The following is a 21,404-nucleotide window of genomic DNA, read 5'->3' as shown; positions in this document are numbered from 1 at the left end:
GTACGGTGTTTCTTTGTCGCACGCATGCGTCAAAAAGGACTTAAAGACCCTCCCGCGCGGCGTATTCGACGCACGCGTGCGACAAAGAAGCATCAGAAAAGCCCGGCGCATCCCCACACACTGGGACACACCGGGCTTTCTCTTACGAGGCCGGTTTCAGAAGGCCGAATATCACGCTTCGGCGAGCGCCTGGATCATGTAATTATTGAGGGTCGCCTTGACGCACTCGAGGTGGTCGGACTTGGTGGCGGCGATCAGTTCGGACTGCGGCTTGTCGAGCGCGTACTCCTCCAGGGAGGCCAGCGTGGCGGTGCCGTTCTCGATGGTGGCGCCGATGCCGGAATCGTAGGAGCTGTAGCGGTCGGCGGTCAGGTTCTCGATGACCTTGTCCTCGTGCAGCTTGGCGGCCACGAGCAGGCCGGCGGCGTAGGTGTCCATGCCGGCGATGTGCGAGCGGAACAGATCCTCGGCGTAGAAGGAGGAGCGACGGGGCTTGGCGTCGAAGTTCAGGCCGCCGTGGGGGCCGATCTGACCTTCGTCGAGCACCTCCCACATCACGGAGACGGTCTCCATGAGGTCGGTCGGGAACTCGTCGAGATCCCAGCCGAGCAGCTTGTCGCCCTGGTTGGCATCGAGGGAGCCGAGCACGCCGGCGTCGCGGGCGGTGCGGATCTCATGCTGGTAGGTGTGGCCGGCCAGGTTGGCGTGGTTGCCTTCCAGGTTCAGCTTCATGATGTCCATCAGATCGTAGCCACGCAGGAACGCGATGGCGGTGGCAGCATCGAAGTCGTACTGGTGGGTGGTGGGCTCCTTGGCCTTCGGTTCGATCAGGAACTGGGCGTCCAGACCGATCTCCTTGGCGTAGTCGTGGCACATGTGGAAGAACCTGGCCATGTGCTCCTGCTCGCGCTTCATCTGCGTGTTCCACAGGTTCTCGTAGCCTTCACGTCCTCCCCAGAACACGTAGTTCTCGGCGCCGAGACGCTTGGCGATCTCCAGAGAATGCTTGAGCTGTCCGGCGGAGTAGGCGTAGATGTCGGCGTACGGGGAGGTAGATGCGCCGGCCACGAAGCGCGGATTGGTGAACAGGGAGGACGTGTTCCACAGCAGCTTGACACCGGTGGACTTCATGTTCTCCTCGATCTTGTCAACGACCTTGTCGAGGTTGGCGTTGGTTTCGCGCAGAGTGTCGCCCTCGGGGGCGATGTCGCGGTCGTGGAAGCAGAAGTACTCCACACCGAGCTTGGTGAAGAACTCGAAGGCGTAGTCCACCTTGGCGAGGGCCTCGTCCATCGGATCGGAGTACTTGCCCTGCCACGGACGATGCGCGGTGCCCACGCCGAACGGATCGACGAGCTCGGCGTCGAAGGTGTGCCACCAGGCGACGCCGAAACGCAGCCAGTCCTTCATCTTCTTGCCGGCGACCACGCGGTCGGCATCGTAGTAGTGGAAGCCGAGGCCCTGCTGCAGACCCTTTTCCTTGCCGACGAACGGAATCTTGTCGATATCCCACAGTGCCATGAGAACTCCTTTGCTCTTGTCTGGCAAAGCCATTTTTTGCCTTGCATCGCGATGATGCACCATCTCGCGACCTGTCGGGAACCTCGTCCGTCCGCCGCGAACACCTATATAGTAAAACCATTAAATAATGTTTGTCAAATCAAAAAACTTATTATTGGCCTGACGTGTCGCGGAAATCGCTTAGTTCTTCGTCACCGAGGCGTAGCGGAAGCGGAAGGAGGCATCGAGCCTCACCCCTGAAACGTCCCTGCCGGTCACGGCCACCTGTGAGCCCTGCAGCAGAGGGACGGTGGACAAGTCCCCGGTCTCCAGCTGCTGGATCTGTCTGAGCAGATCCTCGCGCCTGGCGGCGTCCTGCTCGCCGGCCTGGGCCGCCAGCAGCTCGTCCATGCGCGCGTTCCGGTAGCCGTTGCTCGGATAGTTGTCGCTGCGGAAGAACGGGGACAGGTAGTTGTCCGGATCCGAATAGTCCGGGAACCACCCCAGCTGGTAGATCGGATACGAGCCGTCGGACTTGTCGGTCACCACGCGGTCTTTGGTGTACTGGGTCCACTCGGTCTGCTGCAGGTTCACCCGGAACAGGCCGCCGTTCTCCAACTGGGTCTTCACGGCCGCATACTCGTCGGTCGACGTGGCCCCGTAATGGTCGGTGTTGTACTGCAGATCGAGTTCGACCGGGGTGGACACACCGGCATCCGCCAAAGTCTTCCTCGCCTTTCCCACGTTCGGCCTGCCATTCCCGTCGCCATAGGCACTCTTCAACGTGTCGTCATGACCGGACAGACCGTCGGGAATGAAGGAATACAGCGGCGTATACGTCCCCTTGTACACGCCCTTCGCCAACGCCGTCCGGTCCACCAGCTCCGCGACCGCCTCGCGCACGGCCAGCGCCTTGCTCTGGTCGGCGTTTGGACGGGCCTCGCCGTACGGCATGATCCTCATGTTGAAGACGAGATACCGTTCCTCGCCGCCAGGACCGGTGACGATCCGCACGTTGGAGTCACGCCGCAGGTCGGCGATATCGGTGGGGGTGAGCGTCCGGTACGCCACGCCCACCTGCCTCTGCTGAATGGCGAGCTTGAGATTGGCGGCATCGGCGAAGTACCGCACTTGCACGGCGCCGTTCCGCGCCGGGGTAAGCCCTCGATACGCGGTGTTGCGCCGGTAGATCGCGGATTCATTGAGCTTGAAATCGGTCAGCATATACGGCCCGGCGAACGCGTTGGATGCGACGATGACGGAATCGTCGGTCAGCCTGCCAGCGCTGAACACCTGCTCATCCACGATCGGACCGGCCGGCGAACCCAGCACCTGCTTCAACGTGACGTCGTTCCTCACGGAGTCCCTGATCACCACGGTAGTGTCGTCCGGAGCCTCCACGGATTCGATGTTGGCCATCAGCGGCAGCGGTCCGTTGGCGCTGTTGATCCTCCTGATGCGGTCGAGCGAGAACTTCACGTCGGAGGACGTCAGCGCATGACCGTTGGCGAACTTCAGGCCAGGCTTGAGCTTCACGGTGAACTCGGTGCCATCCGCACTCCAACTGCCATCATCGGTGGCAATGTCCGGACTCATATCGGACCGCCCATAGTCCGGCGAGAACAAAAACGGATAGATCTGGATGAACACCGCGTACGAACCGGTCTCGTAGGTGCCTGCCGGGTCGAGCATGTTCACCTTGTCGGTGGTGCCGATGGATATGACGTCGCCGGAGATCGTCGAATCGGGCCTCACTCCCCCGCAGCCCGACAGCAGCAGCAACGACACGGTCATCAGCAATGCGCCGAGCAGAGTCCCCATCCGTCCCGGCCGTTTCGATTCCGACATGTCATGATGCGTGCCATGATGCTTCGATGACAGATACGTCAACGCCAATATCCCCCTGCTATGTTCCCCATCCGATGAGATTCGTCCAATGACCGCGTTTCATTATGGCATGATGCATGACGACGGCGGCAAATCATCGAGAACATGAAAAAACGGGTGCGAAGCGTTCCATGGGCACCGTCATGGAATCACTCCGCACCCGTTTCCCGGATACGGCCGTTTGAACGTCGGTCAGCCGCTCAGCCCTTGGTCACCGAGGCATAGCGGAAGCGGAACGAAGCATCAAGCTTGACACCCGAGATGTTCGTGCCGGTCACGGCCACCTGCGCGCCCTGCAGCAGCGGCAGGGTGGAGATGTCCTCGGTCTCCAGCTGCTGGATCTGCTTGAGCAGATCCTCGCGCTTGGACTTGTCCTGCTCACCGGCCTGCTGAACGATCAGATCGTTGACCTGACTGTTGGAATAGCCGTTGTTCACGAAGTTGCCGTCACGGAAGAACGGGGACAGGTAGTTGTCCGGATCCGAATAGTCCGGGAACCACCCCAGCTGGTAGGCCGGATAGGAGCCATCGGAGTCTTCGGTCACCACACGCTCCTTCTGATACTGGGTCCACTCGGTCTGCTGCAGATTCACCTTGAACAGGCCGCCGTTCTCCAGCTGCGACTTGATGGCCGCATACTCGTCGGCGGAGCTCGCGCCGTAGTGCTCGGCGTTGTACTGCAGGCTCAGCTCTACCGGAGTGGAGACGCCGGCGTCCTCGAGCACCTTCTTCGCCTTCTCCACGCTCGGCTTGCCATTGCCGTCGCCGTACGCGCTCTTCAACGTGTCGTCATGACCGGACAGACCGTCGGGAATGAAGGAATACAGCGGGGTGTAGGTGCCCTTGTACACGTTCGTGGACAGTGCCTCGCGATCGATCAGATTGGCCGCCGCCTGGCGTACGGCCTTGGCCTTGCTGGCGTCAGCGTCCGGCTGGGATTCGCCATACGGCATGATCTTCATGTTGAAGGTGATGAAGCGCTCCTCGCCACCGGGACCATTGACGACCTTGACCTTGCTGTCCTTCTTGAGGTCGGCGATGTCGGTCGGGGTGAGCTGACGGTAGGCGACGTCCACCTGCCCCTGCTGGATGGCGAGCTTGAGGTTGGACGCATCGGCGAAGTACTTCACCTGCACGGCGTTGTTCTTGGCCGGGGTCAGACCCTTGTACGAATCGTTCTTCTCATAGGCCAGCGCCTCGTTGAGCTTGAACGAGGTCAGCTTGTACGGACCGGCGAACGCATCGCCTTTGACGATGGTGTCGGCGTCGGTTACCTTGTCGGCGCTGAACACCTGCTCATCCACGATCGGACCGGCCGGCGAACCCAGCACCTGCTTCAACGTGACGTCGTTCTTCACGGAATCCTTGATCACCACGGTAGTGTCGTCGGGCGCCTCCACCGATTCCACGTTGGCAAGCAGCGAGGAGGGGCCGTTCTCGTCGTTGATCTTCTTGATACGGTCGAGCGAGAACTTCACGTCGGAGGAGGTGAGCTTGTGGCCGTTGGCGAACTTCAGACCAGACTTGAGCTTCACGGTGAACTCGGTGCCATCCGCACTCCAACTGCCATCATCGGCGGCGATATCCGGGCTCATGTCGGACTGCCCGTAGTCCTGAGCGAACAGGAACGGGAACACTTGGATCTGCACGGCGTACGAACCGTTGTCGTAGGACGCGGCCGGGTCGAGGCTCACGATCTTGTCGGTGGTGCCGATGGTCAGCGTGTCTCCGGACGATGATGATGACGATCCGCCATCCTTGACGCCGCATGCTGCCAGCGACGCCACAGCGGCCACGGATACCATGGCCGCTCCGATCTTCTTGATATTCATGGGATTCGTCTTCCTCCTGACGCTCCCGCTCGATGTGCGGGATTGCCCTGACTATCCGTCTGTCATGTTGCGCTTCGGTTTCCCCTTCGTTAGTTGAAACAACCAAACAGATGTCTTTTGTTTCCTCGGCGAGCATTTCCCGGATACGGTTCGATCACAAACACCGACGGACCGACGACGGAACCCGTCACGAAACCAAAGCGAACCGATCCCCCTCGAGGACCTTGTGGGCGAGGGAAACGACAAGGATGTAGACGCAGCCCACGGCCATCACGAGAATACCTCCGAACTGTCCGGCCACGTCAGCTGCGACGCCCATGAGCGGCGGGAAGACCGCACCGCCGATCAGTCCCATGAGCATGAGACCGGAAATCTCGTTCTGGCGTTCCGGACGGTACATGAGCGCGTGGGAAAGGAATAGCGAGAACACGTTAGAGTTGCCGAAACCGATGAGCGCGATGGCCAGCCAGAACAGCCAATGCGGTGGATTGGATGGAATCAGGGCGAAGATCGCAAAGCAGACCATGGCCAGCGTCACGATCACACCACATACACGCAAACCGAATGCATTGCTCACTTTCTTCAGTGCCACGCCGCCGACGAGACATCCGACCATGCGCGCGATGAAGTACACCATCGTGGCGTTGGTGGCGACGGTCAGGGCGATGTCCGTATGCTCCATGAGGATGCGCGGAGCCTGGGCGTTGACGCCCACATCAATGCCCACATGGGCGACGATGCCGAGGAAACACAGGAGTACGACGCGATCGGAGAACAGCAGTCCGAAGCAACGCGCGATAGTGGTGGAGCCGGAGTCGGGATTAGGCTCCTCAATCCGGTCGAAGGCAAGCCAGACATAGCCGATGACACCGACTGCAAGATAGATCACGAACAGGATCCACCACATGTTCAGCCTACCGAATCCCCATGCGGCGATATACGGAGCGAACAGGGACGCGAAGGCCTTGACGAACTGCCCCGTGGTCAGTGTGGAAGCGAGATTGTCGCCCTTGACGAACACAGTCAGCAGTGGGTTGAGCGATACCTGCATCAAGGTGTTGCCGATGCCGAGAAACGCGAAGGAGGCAACGATCAGCGCCAGTCGGATAGACGACCCTGCAGGGTAGACGACGTATGCGACGATCGGCAGGGCCATAGCCACGAGCGTGATGAGAATGGACCACAGCACGGTTCTGCGACGGCCTATTCTGTTCATTAGAATGCCGGTCGGCACGGAGAAGATGAGGAACCAGAAGAACACCATGGTGGTGAACAGATTCGCGGTACCGTCGGCCAGTGTGAATTCGGCTTTGACATAATTGGTGGCCGTGCCGACAAGATCGACGAAGCCCATGACGAAGAATGCCAGCATGACCGGTGCGATTTTGGAAAAGCCGGACTTGACGATTGTGTTGCTCATTGCGTTATTCCTTCATGACGTCGCGATTCAGAACGTTTACAGATCCAGTGGGGGCAGGGAAACGGTGGCGTCGGCACGATCACGGCAGGCCGCAATGCGACGGGCGTTGACCTCGTCGACCTCCATAACCCATGCGCGTGCCTGTTCCGGCTTCTTTCCGAATTGGATATGCCGTTCGACCAGACGTTCGTGACGCAGTTCGTCATCAACATCGACGTACCAGACCTCGGTCATGGCGGCACGCACGTCCTTCCATGCATCGGTCTCATCCAGCAGGTAGTTGCCTTCGGTGACCACAAGACGCGTCCACGGGAACACAGGGATCGCACCGGCGAGCGGCTGTTCGAGATCGCGTTCAAACATCGGAGCATAGATCACGCCATCCTCGCCGGCGTGGATCCGGTTGAGCAAGGAGCGGTAGCCCCGTGCATCAAACGTATCGATGGCGCCCTTGCGCTGCAATCGACCGAGACGCCTCAATTCGACGTCGGCCAGATGATAACCGTCCATCGGTACCCAAGCTGCGAAATGATCCACCGGTTCGCCGATACCGGGGATGCCATCGGAGAATGCCTCGGACAGTAGCCGGGCCAATGTGGACTTGCCGGCGCCAGGAGCGCCCACGATGCCGAGAATCACACGCTCGCGGGAGGCGAGCATGGATTCCACTCGGGATTTGGCCTCATCGAGATTCTTAATATGGATTGTCATTGTCGTTTCCTCCTATGGAAATCGGTGGCATTCGCCGCCATTGCGATATGACGTCGCACGGACTTTACGACGTTGCCGTCATCGCCGAAGGACCTCTTGGAACGAAAGCTTCACCGCTATCCGTAATCCTCCTTGCAATACATAAGAATAGCACTCTTTTGTATATACATATACAAAAGAAGACAAATAAATGTGAAGATATTGTCATATTGGCCGGCGAGTATGCTGTCAATCATGACCAAAGTGGAGGAAAGCACAAACCTCAATGAGGGTACGCTCGAACTGCTCACCCGACTTCGCACACACGGGGCGATGACGCGTAGCGAGATCGGCACTGCAACCGGATGGGCACGTCCCACCGTGAACAAGCGCATCGATGAACTCGTCGCGATCGGCATAGTGCGGCCATCGGCCCTGCCCAGTCCGACCGGTGGCCGTCCCGCGCAGGGATTCGCCTTCGACGCCTCATGCGCTGTCATTCTCACCGTCGATATCGCCACCACCATCACCACGCTCGCCCTGTGCGATCTATCCGGGCACCCCCTCCTGACCCGGACCATTGAATCCGGCGCCGAAAACGGACCGGAGGAGACGCTCGACCTGATTCACGCTGCAGCGGATGCAATGCTGGCCGATGTCTCCGAAACCGATACCGACGATGGTGCTGGACAAGGCGACCATGAACGTATGCCACGACTGTGTGCTGTATCCGTGGCGGTGACCACACGAGTCGAGACGACCACCGGCAACATCATCCAGGCCCCAGTGATGCGCCATTGGGAGAACCACAATCTGCGCGACCACTTCTCCGCGCGCTATCATGTGCCCGCATTCGTCGAAAACGACGCCAATGTCCGCGCCCTATACAAGGCGTACGAACTGGCCGGCAACGGTGAACGCATGGTCGACGATCTGCTGTATGTGCATGCTGGCATGGGTCTGGGCGCCGGTGTCATATCCTCTGGAGCCATCATGCATGGCTCGGGCGGCGCGGCCGGCGATATCGGACACATCCACGTATTCGGCGAGGACGGCTCTGATCGTCCATGCCGGTGCGGCAACATCGGCTGTGTGGAGGCCACCGCCGGAGGATGGGCCGTGTTGCAGGCCATGCGAGATGCCGGCAAGCACGTGCATACGTTGTCGGATGTGGTAGACCTCGCCGAAAACGGCGACGTCGAAACCATACAGCTGATTCGTCGAGCGGGACGTCTGATCGGTGATGTGGTTTCCGCATGCGTCAATCTGACCAACCCGTCGACCATCATTGTCGGCGGTGAACTTGCACATTGCGGCGAGCTGCTGATGAGCGGCATTCGCGAACGCGTATGGGCCCGCGCCCAGCCGTTGGCGACCACATCGCTGCGTATCGAATCCTGTGACGACGAGGTACGCGCCGGCATCATCGGACTGGCGTACGCGGCCATCGATCAGGGACTGACATCATTGGAGTTCCTGCGTCGGTTCGCCCGGTCCTCCTGCTGAGGATACAAAAACGGTCGTGGTTTCTCCCCACCACAAGCAGCACAAAGGCCCGTCCATATGAAAATCTCATATGGGCGGGCCTTTGACGATCGACCTCACCGGCGTTCAGCAGAGAGACTACTTGTTCTCCTCGGCAAGCAGGGCGTGCAGATGCTCGCGGTGCTTGGCCTGTTCGCGCGGGTCCGGGATCGGCAGCGAGGCGAGCAGCTTCTTGGTGTACGGGTTCTGCGGGTTGCGCAGAATATCGTCCGTGTCACCATGCTCCACGATCTCGCCCTTGTGCATCACCATGACGCGGTCGGCAAGCATGTCGACCACCGCGAGGTCATGGGTGATGAACAGGCATGCGAAGCCGATCTCCACCTGCAGGCGCTTGAACAGCTCAAGCACCTTAGCCTGAACCGACACGTCCAGCGCGGACGTAGGCTCGTCGGCGATCAGCAGCGGCGGCTTGAGCGCCAGAGCGCGGGCCAGCGAGGCCCTCTGACGCTGACCGCCGGACAGCTCATGCGGGAAGCGGTCCATGTACGCCTTGGGCAGCTGCACCATCTCGAGCAGCTCCTCCACGTACTTGCGGGCGGAGGCCAGCGAATCGTACTTCTTGTGCACAAGCAGCGGTTCGGCCACGTTCTGCGCGATGGTCATCAGCGGGTTGAACGAGCTGCCCGGGTCCTGGAACACAAAGCCGATGTCGGCGCGCTTCGGCTTGAAGTCACGCTCCTTGAAGCCCTTCATCTCCATGCCGAGCACGTTGAGCGAACCGCCGGAGATGCGCTGCAGGCCGGCGATGGCACGACCTGTGGTGGACTTGCCGGAACCGGACTCGCCCACGAGACCCACCACTTCAGAACGGTGGATGTCGAAGTCGATGCCCTTGACGGCCTTGAAGTCGGGCTGCATCAGGTGACCGGGGTACGTGATCTCGAGACCGCGGGCCTTGACGGCGATGGGCTGGGTGCGCCAGTCCACCTTGCGGTCGATCACGTTGCCGTTCTCGTCCTTGACGATGAGCTTCTGGCCGATGCGCGGCACGGCGGCGAGCAGTCGCTTGGTGTAGTCGTGCTGCGGGGAGTAGAAGATCTGCTCCACGCTGCCCTGCTCTACGACGTGGCCGCGGTACATCACGATCACGTCGTCGGCCACGTCGGCGATCACGCCCATGTTGTGGGTGATGATCAGCACGGAGGCGTCGAACTCGTCGCGGGCCATGCGCAGCAGGTCGAGGATCTCGGCCTGCACGGTCACGTCGAGTGCGGTGGTCGGCTCGTCGGCCAGGATCAGACCGGCGTTGAGCACGAGCGCCATGGCGATGACGATGCGCTGCTTCTGACCGCCGGAGAACTGGTGCGGGTAGTAGTCGATGCGCGTCTCGGCGTCGGGGATGCCCACCTTCTTGAGGATGTCGATGGACTTGGCGCGCTGCTCGTGCTTGTCGGTGATGCCGTGGGCACGCAGGCCCTCGGCGATCTGCCAGCCGATGGTGTACACGGGGTTGAGCACGGAATTGGGCTCCTGGAACACCATGGCCGCCTCTTCGCCGCGCATCTTGCGCAGGTCCTCGCCGGACAGCGAGAGCACGTCCATCTCCTTGGAGCCGTCACGGCTCTTGAGATAGATGGCACCAGCGGTGGATGCGGTCTCGGGCAGCAGCTTGAGGATGGAGCGCGCGGTGACGGACTTGCCGGAGCCGGACTCGCCCACGATGCCCACGATGGACTTGCGCGGGATGGTCAGGTTCACCTTGTCCACGGCCTTGATCGGGCCGGCGTCGGTCACGAAGGAGACGCTCAGGTCCTTGATCGCTGCGAGATCGCCGTCGCTCACGGCATTGGCAGTGTTCTTCACGGAATCAGCCATGATCATTCTCCCTTGCTCGCGGTGGACGTGGATTCGGCCTCGCCGGCGGCGGGGTCGGCGGCGACCTTCGGATCGGTGAAGACGACCTCGGCCGCGTCCTTCTGCGTGGACGGGTCGACGGAGGTGTCCTCGATGCTGCCGATGACCTCGCCGGCGGACTTGCGGGCGCGCAGTCGCGGATCGGCAAGATCGTTGAGGGACTCGCCCACCAGCGTGATGCCGAGCACGATGAGCACGATGGCCACGCCCGGGAACACGGCGGTCCACCAGATGCCGGCGGTCACGTCGGAGACGGAGCGGTTGAGGTCGTAGCCCCATTCGGCGGCGGCGGTCGGCTCGATGCCGAAGCCGAGGAAGCCCAGACCGGCGAGGGTCAGGATGGCCTCGGAGGAGTTCAGCGTGAGGATGACCGGCAGCGTACGGGTGGAGTTCTTCAGCAGGTGCTTGGTCATGATGCGCCAGGTCGGGGCGCCGATCACACGGGCGGATTCGATGAATGCGGATTCCTTCATGCGCACGACCTCGGCACGGATGGTGCGGAAGTACTGCGGGATGTAGACCACGGTGATCGACAGACCGGACGAGAGGATGCCGGCCCACAGACCGGACTGGCCGCCGGAGATCATGATGGCCATGAGGATGGCGAGCAGCAGCGACGGGAAGGAGTAGATGGCGTCGGCGATGACCACGAGCACGCGGTCGACCCAGCCGCCGAAGTAGCCGGAGACGAGACCGAGGATCACACCGATGAAGATCGAGCAGACCACGGCCACGAGGATGGCGATGACGGCAGTGCGGGTGCCCCACACGGTGCGGCTGAACACGTCGAAGCCGCCCACGGTGGTGCCCCAGATGTGGTCGGCGCTCGGCGCCGCCTGCGTCGGGAACGCCTTGCCGCTGGCGTCCTTGATCTGCGAGTAGCCGTAGGGTGCGATCAGCGGGGCGAAGATGGCCACGAGCAGGAAGAACGCGCACAGCACCAGACCGGTGATGAGCATGCCCTTCTGCCAGCCGACGGCGATGCGCAGCTGCTTGACGATCGGCAGTTTGGAGAAGAACGACTGCTGGTTCTTGGCCTTGAGCTCGGCGAGACGATCGTCACCGGGAACGGTGGGCGTGGAATTGGCGGCGGTCATGTCAGTACCTCACTCTCGGGTCGATCAGGGCGCTGATCACATCGACGATGAAGTTCACCACCGACACGATGATCGCGATAAGGATCACGATGCCCTGCACGGCGGTGAAGTCACGCGCCTTCAGATACGTGGACAGCATGAAGCCGAGGCCCTTCCATTCGAAGGTGGTCTCGGTGAGCACGGCGCCGGCGAGCATCAGGGCGATCTGCATGCCCATCACGGTGATGATCGGGATCAGGGCCGGCTTCCAGGCGTGCTTGCTCAGCAGGCGCTTCTCGGAGACGCCGCGGGAGCGGGCCGCCTCGACGTAGCCGGAGGTGTAGGTGCTGATCACGTTGGTGCGCACCAGACGGATGAACACGCCGGCGGTCAGCAGACCCAGAGCCAGCGCGGGCAGCACGGCGTGCTGGAGCACGTCGGCCAGCACGGTCATGTCGCCCAGCTGCAGCGCGTCGATGATGTACAGGCCGGTGGGCGAGACCAGACGGCTGAACTGCATTTCGGAGGCCAGCGAGGAACGGCCCGAGCTCGGCAGCCAGCCCAGCCACACGGAGAAGATGAGCTTGAGCAGCAGACCCAGGAAGAACACGGGGGTCGCGTAGCAGAGGATGGCGAAGGTACGGATGCCAGCGTCCACGGCGCGGTCGCGGCGGCGGGCTGCGATACGGCCCAGACCGATGCCGACGATCAGCGCAATGATGAGGGCCATGATGGCCAGCTCGAAGGTAGCGGCGCCGTAACGGCTGAGCACGGAGATCACCGGCTGGTTGTCGGTGAGCGTGGTTCCGAGGTCGCCGTGCAGCAGGTCGCCGAGATAGTCGATGTACTGCACGATGAGCGGTCGGTCATAGCCGGCCGCGTGGATTCTGGCCTGCAGCTCCTGCGGAGTGAGTCGTCCGCCGAGGGCCGCGGTGATGGGGTCACCGGTGGCTCGCATCACGAAGAACACGATGGTGACCAGAATGAAGATGGTGGGGATGATGAGCAGGAATCGGACGATGACGAATCGGAAGAACCCGCCGGATATCCTGTTTTTCTTGGGTTGCTCAGGAGTGTCAGCCGCTGTTTTCTGCGGCTGCTCGTTGAGAGCTTGGGCTTTCGACGCCACTCGTTTCTCCTTGGATTGGTGCCCCGATTGTTTCGGGGCCTTTACTGGGTAAAGGGGGATGTCCGGCACGCGCCTTGATGGCGGCGTCGGGCATCCCCCTTGCAATTTATGTGTAGAGCGTAGTCCCGCTATGTTTCACGAAAACGTCGCGAACGTCACGGGACCGCCGTTCTCTACGTGGGTCAGCCTCAGGACTTGGTCACAGAGGAGTAGCGGAAGCGGAACGAAGCATCGAGCTTGACGCCCGAGATGTTCGTGCCGGTCACGGCCACCTGCGCGCCCTGCAGCAGCGGCAGGGTGGAGATGTCCTCGGTCTCCAGCTGCTGGATCTGCTTCAGGAGCTCAACGCGCTTGGCGGAGTCCTGCTCGCCGGCCTGCTGAACGATCAGGTCGTTGATCTGGCTGTTGGAGTAGCCGTTGTTCACGAAGTTGCCGTCACGGAAGAACGGGGACAGGTAGTTGTCCGGGTCGGAGTAGTCCGGGTACCAGCCGAGCTGGTAGGCCGGGTAGGCACCGTCGGAGCTATCGGTGACGACGCGTTCCTTCTGGTACTGGGTCCACTCGGTCTGCTGCAGATCGACCTTGAACAGGCCGCCCTGCTCGAGCTGGGACTTGATGGCAGCGTACTCGTCGGCGGAGCTGGAGCCGTAGTGCTCGGCGTTGTACTGGAGCTTGAGGTCGACCGGGGTGGACACGCCGGCGTCGGAGAGGATCTTCTTGGCGTTGTCGACGCTGGGGCCGCCCTTGCCGTCGCCGTAGGTGGTCTTGAAGGTGTCCTCGTGGCCGGTCAGGCCGTCGGGGATGTAGGAGTACATCGGGGTGTAGGTGCCCTTGTACACGGTGTTGGCGAGCTCTTCGCGGTCGATCAGGCTTGCGACGGCCTGACGCACGGCCTTGGCCTTGTTGGCGTCGGCGTTCGGCTGGGACTCACCGTAGGGCATGACCTTCATGTTGAAGGTGATGAAGCGCTCCTCGCCACCGGGGCCGGTGACGACCTTGACCTTGTTGTTCTTCTTCAGGTCGGAGATGTCGGTCGGGGTGAGCGTGCGGTACGCCACGTCGACCTGGCCCTGCTCGATGGCCATCTTCAGGTTGGACGCGTCGGCGAAGTACTTCACCTGCACGGCGTTGTTCTTGGCCGGGGTCAGACCCTTGTAGGCGTCGTTCTTGGCGTAGGCCACGGCCTCGTTGAGCTTGAACGAGGTCAGCTTGTACGGACCGGCGAAGGCGTTGCCCTTGATGATGGTGTCGGCGTCGGTCAGCTTGTCGGCGGAGAACACCTGCTCGTCGACGATCGGGCCGGCCGGGGAGCCGAGGACCTGCTTGAGGGTCACGTCGTTCTTCACGGCGGAGTGGAACACGAGGGTCGTGTCGTCCGGAGTGTCGATGGACTCGATGTTGGCCAGCAGCGAGGCGGGGCCGTTCTCGTCGTTGATCTTCTTGACGCGATCGAACGAGAACTTCACATCGGAGGAGGTCAGATCGTGGCCGTTGGCGAACTTCAGGCCGGGCTTGATCTTGACGGTGAACTCGGTGCCGTCCGCGTTCCAGCTGCCGTCGTCGGCGGCGATGTCCGGGCTCATCTCGGACTCATCGTAGTTCTGGGAGAACAGGAACGGGAACACGTTGATGATCACGGCGAAGGAGCCGTTGTCATACTGGCCGGCAGGATCGAGGCTGACGATCTTGTCGGTGGTGCCGATGGTGATGGCGTTGGAATCCGCGGAGGACGCGTCATCCTTGACGCCGCCGCAGCCTGCGAGCGACGCGATCGCGGCGACGGACACGAGCGCCGCGAGAATCTTTTTACTCTGCACGAGTACCTCTCTTCGTTTGTTTCCTTCCGCCGTTGCCGGCGGCCTGAACATCACAGGCCTCATCCCGTCCGCATGTTCCGCATGGGTCAGGGCCATATCAGGGTACAAAAGTACAAATAAGTGTTATAGCGAATACCTAGGATATTCATAGGGTTTATCTCGGTATACGGCAGGGTGAACGGAGTATGACCGATCGGTCAGCCGCGGTATCGGACCAGCCAAGCCGATTTTGGCTGGCTCTACGCTCATAGCGAACATCGGCTATGCGTCGGGGCTTGCACCGCTCCCCTCCCCCATCGTTCCCGCCAGCGTGGGATCACGCCGACATTCGGCGATGAACGACGAGCAGATCATGATCACCTGCGCCACCAGATTGAACCAGATGAGTACACCGATGATGGCGGCGAACGGCGCAAGCAACGGATTGCGCGACGCGCCGCCGAGCAGTTTAGTACCGAACAGCTGCATGACGGTGAGCGTCACCGCGCCCAGCGCGCACGCAGCGATCATGAACCTGCCGGCATGGATGTGTGCAACCACGCGGAACAGCAAGACGAACAGCAGGAAGTTCAGCACCAGTCCGGAGCACAGACCCACCAGATCCAGGGCCAGTGATCCGGCGAACGAATCGCCGGGAATGCCCAACCAGGTCAGCAGGGCGCGCATCAGACCGCTGGACACCGTGCCGGCGACGGTCGACAGTATGAACAGCAGCGTCACCATCATGGCCGCAGCGGTGTCGCGCAGACGCGCCTTGACCAGATCGACGTCGTCCTTGTAGTCGTCGAACATGGCCTGTACCGCGGTGCGCAGCGAATCCATCCACCCGGTGACCGTCCACCAGAAGATGCCGACGGTGACCAGACCGGTCCAGGTGAAGGTGTTCGACGCCTTGGCCAGCACCGAGGCAGACAGGAACGTGTCGGCGCCGCCGGGAACCACCGTGTTCACCGCATCGATCAGCAGGTGCTGCAGCTGCTCGTTGCCGATCACGATCACGCCGGCGAGCGACAGCGCCATCCATACGCCGCCGAAGAAGGCGAACAGCAGTCCATAGGCCAGTCCGTTGCCCATGAGCGAACCGCGATGCGAAAGGTACCGGTCGACGATGCGTCCTGGAAGCGACCGCTTCCACCAGCGCAGCATGGCGTCGATCAGTTGCCTTGCGGACCCTTCCACGTTCGCTCCCCCGTTTCGGTTCTCGTGGTCGTCGTCGGCTGCGTCCACGTACGTTCCATGGTCATCGTCCCGTGTCCCCGTGCCGTCTCGTGGCCGAGACGCCGTGAATGTGCGAGAACGCTAGGAGCTAAGCCAGAGCAGGTATTCGTGGTTGCCGTGCGTGCCCTCGATGGGCGAGTCGGCCGTGGCCTTCACATGCAGGCCGTGTTCGCGGGCGCAGGCGGTGACCTTGTCCAGCGCGCTCCGACGCAGGTCCTCGCTGTCCACGATGCCGTTCTTGCCGAGATTGCCCCGGCCTACCTCGAACTGCGGTTTGACGAGCAGTACGACGTCGGCGGGCTGCCCGGCGATGCGTGCGATCACGGGGATCACATACGTCAGTGAAATGAACGAGACGTCGGAGACGATCATGCGCGGCACGAACGGCAGATCCGCGGAATGCACATCCCGAATGTTGACACCACTCATCTCGATCACCCGAGGATCGCCGGCGATACGAGGGTCGAGCTGGCCGTGGCCCACGTCGAGCGCCACGACGTGCGAGGCGCCGCCGCGCAGCAGCACGTCGGTGAATCCGCCGGTCGATGCGCCGATATCAAGACAGTCGAAGCCTTCGGGGGCGGGCAGCCCCTGAGGACCGAACGCATCGAAGGCGCCTACGAGCTTGTATGCGCCGCGCGACACGTAGTCGTCGTCTGGCGTGACCGTGATCGTCGACGAGGCATCGACCGTGGCGGCCGGTTTGGTCACGGTCGAGCCGTCCACGGTCACGGCGCCCTGACGGATCAGCCGCTGCGCCTTGGATCTGGACAGCGCCAGACCGCGTTCGACCAGTTCTTGATCCAGTCGGCTCATGATTCGACCCGGAGCCCGTCGAGCTCCGCCTTCAGCTGGTCGAGCACGGAACGGTATGCGGCAATCTGTTCATCGAACGAATGGCCGTCGAGTCCTGCCAGACGGGGGAACTCCGACGAAATGTCGACGGGCCCGTCCGCGGTTTCGGCGGTCACCGTACCCGTGTCATGCATTGCTGATGCCATACCGTTGTCCTCGGATGTGTCGTTGATCGGATATGTCAGATATGTCAGATATGGAATTCGGGGATGGTCAGGGAACCGGGGTCCGTGCCGGCGTCGACGGCCTGCCACACGGCGCAGCAGGCGGCGCGCAGGGCGTCCAGAGAGCCCAGCGCACGATCGGCGTCGCCGTTCTCCCGCACCTGCAGCACGCCGTCAACCACATGGGCGGTCGCATCGCGGCAGATCCATGAACCGTCAGACTGCGGCAGCACCGCGGGCTGAGGCTCGTTCAGTCCGCGAAGATCCTTCGCGATGAACGTGGGACGCAGGACCGGCTCGGCGAGCACGATCTCGTTCGGCGTGGACACGCCGGTGAGCACCACCAGAGAATCGTAGCCGCCGCGGTTTCCCGCCTCGATGTCGGTGTCCAGACGATCACCGATGGCGAGGCAACGATCCTTGGCGATCGGCTCGACGTGTTCGCCCGACGCTTCGGCCAAGGAATCGGCGACCAGCTGGCGAGCCTCGTCGTACATGGCGGACTCGGGCTTACCGGCCGAACCGAGAGGCTGATGGCCCACCGCCTCGATCACCGCATTGACCAGAGATCCGCAGCCCGGCGCGATACCCAGCTCGCGGGGGATCGTCAGATCCCTGTTGGTCACGAAATACAGGGCACCCCGCTGGGCGGCATACGCCGCGGAGGCCAGCTCATTCCACGTGATCTCCGGATACCAGCCCTGGATCACCGCATCCGGACCATCCTCCACTCGCTCGACCAGAATGAGCCCGGCACGGGTCACCTCCTCGCGCAGATGCGGCGCACCGACGGCCAGCACCTTGGCACCGGCCGGTACGTGATGCGCCACCATGCGGGCGGCCACCACCGACGAGGTGATGACCTGCCACGGTTCGACGTCCAGTCCGAATCCGCGCAGCTGCTCGGCGACCACGGCCTGGAAACGCGACGAGTTGTTCGTCGTGTATTCCATGACCATGCCCGCCGACTGCGCCTGCCGGATGGAGTCGGCGGCATGTTCCACGGGGTTCTTGCCCCGGTAGACCACGCCATCCAGATCCAGCAGAGCCAGATGATACCGCTCGCTGATCGTCGTGTCCGTGCCCTTGATGTACTGCGTCATGCCGCTCCCCCGCTTGTATCGCTGCCTATCGGCGTTCACTCGGCCTGATCGGCGCCGTCCTCAGACTCCGCCTCGGAGGCCTCGTCCTCGGTACCGTCGAAGGCATCCGGGTCGGAGGGATCGGTATCGGAGTCGGAACCCTGCTGCGTCTCCTCGGCGGGGAGGGTCTCCTCGTCATCGGCATTGCGCGGATTGTCGGCATCCGTATCGTGCTCGTCAAGCTCGTTGACAGTAGTGGAGGTCACGTCGAGCTCATCGGAGGTCACATCATCCTCGTCGGACACGGTGGAGTCATCGTCGGAGTCCTTGGAATCGTCGGCGTCGGATTCCTCGTCGCCTTCGGTGTCGTCATTGTCGTCGGCAAACGCCGTCGGATCGATGCCCAGACCCTCGAGCAGCTCGTCGTCAATGTCCTCAAGATCGTTGTCGATGATCGCGTCGTCATCGTCCTCGACATCCGCGTACTCGTCCTCGAGACGACCCACGAAGTCGTCGAGCTTCGCAGCCTCCTCGGTACGGCCGGCCTGCTCCAGGAAGTACTGCTCGGCCTGCACCGCACGCATGCGGTAGCCGCCGGAGATGCCCTTGGCATGACCGATGGTGTGCACCATATCGATGGCCTTGTCCCAGTTCTCCAGATCGGCGTACGCGCCGGCCACCACCAGGAACATCTCGGCCTTGGACTCGCCGCGCAGCTGCTTGGCGTCGTCGGACATGGCCAGTTCGATGGCCTTCTTCGGGTTGCCCAGACCGCGCTCGCAGTCGGCCATGAACGGCAGGTAGTCCACGTAGCCGTTCATGCGGTAGGCGGTGCGGAACTCACGCAGGGCCAGCTTGTAGTCGCCCTGACGGTAGGCCACCAGAGCCAGCGTCTCACGGGTCATGTCGATACGGGACGCCTGACGTGCGATCCACTTGGCATGCTCAAGGGCCCACTCCGGATCGCTCTCCTCAAGCGTGTAGGCGGCCAGCATGTGCAGACCGATGTTCTCGGCGTGCTCCTTGCTCAGACCGCGCAGACGCTCGCGCTCGTCCGGAGACAGCATGGACCATTCCAGGCCCTTCGGCATCTTGGGCTCGTCGGGACGACGATCCGTGTACGGGTTCTGCGACGGATACGACACGGTGCCGTCGGAGTTGCGGCGACCACCCTGATAGAAGGCGTGCGAACCCTTGCCGTCACGGTTGTAGTTGTTCGTGCGCTCGCGACGCTCGCCGCCCTTGAACTCGTCGCCGTCCTTCGCGTAACGGGGATTGCGCGGCTTGTCGTCGAACGAACGACGCGGCCTACGATCGTCACGCTGGAAATCACGACGATCGCCATCACGACGATCGCGATCCCCGCGGAAACCGACCTTGCGGTCGTCGCGGTGGAAGTCCTTGCGGTCATCACGACGGTCGAAGCGACGCTCGCCGTCACGACGGAAGTTCCTGCGCTCGCCATCACGACGATCATCCCTGCGGTCATCACGACGGAAGTCGCGACGGTCCTCGAAACGACGCTCGTCGCGCTCGCCGTCACGATCACGACGGTCGAAACGACGGTCGTCACGGTGGAAGTCACGACGTCCGCCATCACGACGATCGTCACGACGATCGAAGCGACGTTCGCCGTCACGACGGAAGCCGCCGTTGCCTCCACGGTTGCCGTAGCTCTTCTTGTAGCCGCCCTTGAAACCGCCGCGGGATTCGTCGCCGTCACGGCCCTCACGACGATCGCCGTGATCGTCGTTGTAGCGACGGAACTCGCCGTCGCGCTGGAAACGACGGCCACCGCCGTTATCGCCACGGTTGCCGTAGCCGCCACGACGGTCGTCACGACCGCGGCCGCCGCCGAACGACTTGCCGCCACGGCCCTTGCCGTAACCGCCGCCGTTGCCGCGACCCTTGCCATAGCCGCCGGAATGTCCACCGCGTCCCGCGGAATGGTTGCGTTCTTCGCTCATCGAGTCTCCTCCACTGCTGCCAATGCCTTCTTACCGCGACGGAGCAAGGCGAAGCGTCCCTGCAGGAAATCGTCGTCGGTCAATGTCTGTTCCTGATCTTCCACACGTGCGTTATTGAGGTACAGTCCACCGGACTTGATCGCACGACGCGCCTCGGACGCGGACTTGAACAGTCCCGCCGCCGCGGCCACGTCGATGATGCGCTCTCCGGCCTTGGTCTGCGGGAACTCGCCGTCCACCTTCAGACCCTCCAGCGCCGCCTCAAGCGTTCCCTCGTCCAGCGCGGACAGATCGCCGCCACGACCGAACAGTGCCGCTGCCGCGTCAATGGCCGCCTGCGTGGCCTGCTCGCCATGCACGAAGCTGGTGACCTCCCAGGCCAGGGTGCGCTGCGCCTCGCGGGCGCCCGGATTCGTGCGGCTCTCCTCCACCAGACGTTCAATCTCGTCCTTCGGCAGGAAGGTGAACGCCTTGAGCAGGCTTTCCATCTCCACGTCGGGACGGTTGAACCAGAACTGGTAGAACTTGTACGGGCTGAGCATGGTGGCGTCGAGCCACACCGCGTTGCCCTCGGACTTGCCGAACTTCTTGCCCTGCGCGTCGGTGATGATCGGGCTGGTGAACACGTTCACGCTCTCGCCGCGCACCTTGCGGATCAGGTCGAGGCCGGACGTGAGGTTGCCCCACTGGTCGGAGCCACCGAGCTCCAGCGTGCAGCCGTATTCGTCGAACAGGTGCAGGAAGTCATTGCCCTGCAGCACCTGGTAGCTGAACTCGGTGAAGGAGATGCCCTCCTCGGAGTTCAGACGACGGGCCACGGTGTCCTTGGCGAGCATGGTGCCGAGACGGAAGTTCTTGCCCACGTCGCGCAGGAAGTCGATCACGCTCATCTCGGCGGTCCAGTCGTAGTTGCTGACGAACCGCACGGGATTGTCGCCCTCGGTCTTCAGGAATCGACCGATCTGGGACTTGAGACGGTCGGCCCATCCGGCCACGGTCTCCTTGGGGTTGAGCGTACGTTCGCCGGACTGGCGGGGATCACCGATCAGACCGGTGGCACCGCCGACCAGCGCGATGGGATGATGGCCGGCCTCCTGCAGGTGACGCATGTTGATCAGCTGCACAAGATTGCCGATATGCAACGAGGCGGCCGTGGGGTCGAAGCCGCAATAATAGGTGATGGGATCGCCGTTCAATGCTTCGGCGAGCTGCTCTTTGTCAGTGGATTGATTGACCAGACCGCGCCATTCGAGCTCTTCGAGAAGAGAATCGAACCCCGCTTCCTTGTAGCTTCTGACCTGAGACATGTGTTCCCTGTCACTCCTCAATCGTGTTGAATATTGCTGGTTCCAGCAACACTACAGT

Annotated in this window: 16 protein-coding genes; 1 reads left to right on the top strand and 15 read right to left on the bottom strand. The window is 62.3% G+C overall.

Annotated features, from left to right (window positions below):
- Positions 1-171: 171 nt before the first annotated feature.
- The 5 genes from xylA to Tam10B_RS11020 all read right to left on the bottom strand — a co-directional run bounded on the left by xylA (position 172) and on the right by Tam10B_RS11020 (position 7,350).
- Positions 172-1,521 carry a xylose isomerase gene (gene xylA, locus Tam10B_RS11040; protein WP_093961290.1) on the bottom strand — a complete coding sequence of 450 codons (1,350 nt, stop codon included), beginning with the start codon at positions 1,519-1,521 and terminating at the stop codon, positions 172-174.
- 180 nt (positions 1,522-1,701) lie between these two features.
- A complete protein-coding gene (locus Tam10B_RS11035; protein WP_093961289.1) occupies positions 1,702-3,321 on the bottom strand; it encodes an ABC transporter substrate-binding protein in 1,620 nt (539 codons plus the stop codon).
- A gap of 266 nt (positions 3,322-3,587) precedes the next feature.
- Positions 3,588-5,219, bottom strand: coding sequence for an ABC transporter substrate-binding protein (locus Tam10B_RS11030; RefSeq protein ID WP_093961288.1), 1,632 nt, complete (start codon positions 5,217-5,219; stop codon positions 3,588-3,590).
- A 187-nt stretch (positions 5,220-5,406) separates the two neighbouring features.
- Positions 5,407-6,639, bottom strand: a complete 1,233-nt coding sequence (locus Tam10B_RS11025; protein ID WP_093961287.1) for an MFS transporter — start codon at positions 6,637-6,639, stop codon at positions 5,407-5,409.
- Between the two features lie 36 nt (positions 6,640-6,675).
- Entirely contained in the window at positions 6,676-7,350 is a 675-nt protein-coding gene (locus Tam10B_RS11020; protein ID WP_093961286.1) for a nucleoside/nucleotide kinase family protein, read from the bottom strand.
- 234 nt (positions 7,351-7,584) lie between these two features.
- Here Tam10B_RS11020 and Tam10B_RS11015 point away from each other — a divergent pair, with 234 nt between their 5' ends.
- Positions 7,585-8,835 carry an ROK family transcriptional regulator gene (locus Tam10B_RS11015; RefSeq protein WP_158214209.1) on the top strand — a complete coding sequence of 417 codons (1,251 nt, stop codon included), beginning with the start codon at positions 7,585-7,587 and terminating at the stop codon, positions 8,833-8,835.
- A gap of 117 nt (positions 8,836-8,952) precedes the next feature.
- Here Tam10B_RS11015 and Tam10B_RS11010 read toward each other — a convergent pair whose 3' ends face one another.
- The 10 genes from Tam10B_RS11010 to tyrS all read right to left on the bottom strand — a co-directional run bounded on the left by Tam10B_RS11010 (position 8,953) and on the right by tyrS (position 21,346).
- The gene (locus tag Tam10B_RS11010; protein ID WP_093961430.1) at positions 8,953-10,692 is read right to left on the bottom strand and encodes a dipeptide ABC transporter ATP-binding protein; all 1,740 of its coding nucleotides are present in this window, start codon (positions 10,690-10,692) and stop codon (positions 8,953-8,955) included.
- Between the two features lie 2 nt (positions 10,693-10,694).
- Complete coding sequence (locus Tam10B_RS11005; RefSeq protein ID WP_093961284.1) at positions 10,695-11,828, bottom strand: ABC transporter permease; 1,134 nt, start codon at positions 11,826-11,828, stop codon at positions 10,695-10,697.
- Position 11,829: 1 nt separating this feature from the next.
- The gene (locus Tam10B_RS11000; protein ID WP_233133711.1) at positions 11,830-12,855 is read right to left on the bottom strand and encodes an ABC transporter permease; all 1,026 of its coding nucleotides are present in this window, start codon (positions 12,853-12,855) and stop codon (positions 11,830-11,832) included.
- 269 nt (positions 12,856-13,124) lie between these two features.
- Positions 13,125-14,753, bottom strand: a complete 1,629-nt coding sequence (locus Tam10B_RS10995) for an ABC transporter substrate-binding protein (protein ID WP_093961282.1) — start codon at positions 14,751-14,753, stop codon at positions 13,125-13,127.
- Positions 14,754-15,014: 261 nt separating this feature from the next.
- Complete coding sequence (locus tag Tam10B_RS10990; RefSeq protein WP_093961429.1) at positions 15,015-15,899, bottom strand: YihY/virulence factor BrkB family protein; 885 nt, start codon at positions 15,897-15,899, stop codon at positions 15,015-15,017.
- Positions 15,900-16,052: 153 nt separating this feature from the next.
- On the bottom strand, positions 16,053-16,787 hold the full coding sequence (locus Tam10B_RS10985; RefSeq protein ID WP_093961281.1) for a TlyA family RNA methyltransferase: 735 nt from the start codon (positions 16,785-16,787) through the stop codon (positions 16,053-16,055).
- Entirely contained in the window at positions 16,784-16,972 is a 189-nt protein-coding gene (locus tag Tam10B_RS13065) for a hypothetical protein (RefSeq protein ID WP_143248644.1), read from the bottom strand. Before Tam10B_RS13065 ends, Tam10B_RS10985 begins: the two co-directional genes overlap by 4 nt.
- Positions 16,973-17,016: 44 nt before the next feature.
- Positions 17,017-18,093 (bottom strand): HAD-IIA family hydrolase, encoded by a 1,077-nt coding sequence (locus Tam10B_RS10980; protein ID WP_093961280.1) that lies wholly within the window; start codon positions 18,091-18,093, stop codon positions 17,017-17,019.
- Positions 18,094-18,128: 35 nt separating this feature from the next.
- Positions 18,129-20,039, bottom strand: coding sequence for a tetratricopeptide repeat protein (locus tag Tam10B_RS10975; protein ID WP_233133705.1), 1,911 nt, complete (start codon positions 20,037-20,039; stop codon positions 18,129-18,131).
- On the bottom strand, positions 20,036-21,346 hold the full coding sequence (gene tyrS / locus Tam10B_RS10970; protein WP_093961279.1) for a tyrosine--tRNA ligase: 1,311 nt from the start codon (positions 21,344-21,346) through the stop codon (positions 20,036-20,038). The genes Tam10B_RS10975 and tyrS overlap by 4 nt, the downstream gene beginning before the upstream one ends.
- Positions 21,347-21,404 lie beyond the last annotated feature (58 nt).

The organism is Bifidobacterium vansinderenii, from assembly GCF_002234915.1.
Lineage (GTDB): Bacteria > Actinomycetota > Actinomycetes > Actinomycetales > Bifidobacteriaceae > Galliscardovia > Galliscardovia vansinderenii.
This window is presented reverse-complemented; position numbering and strand designations above follow the sequence as displayed.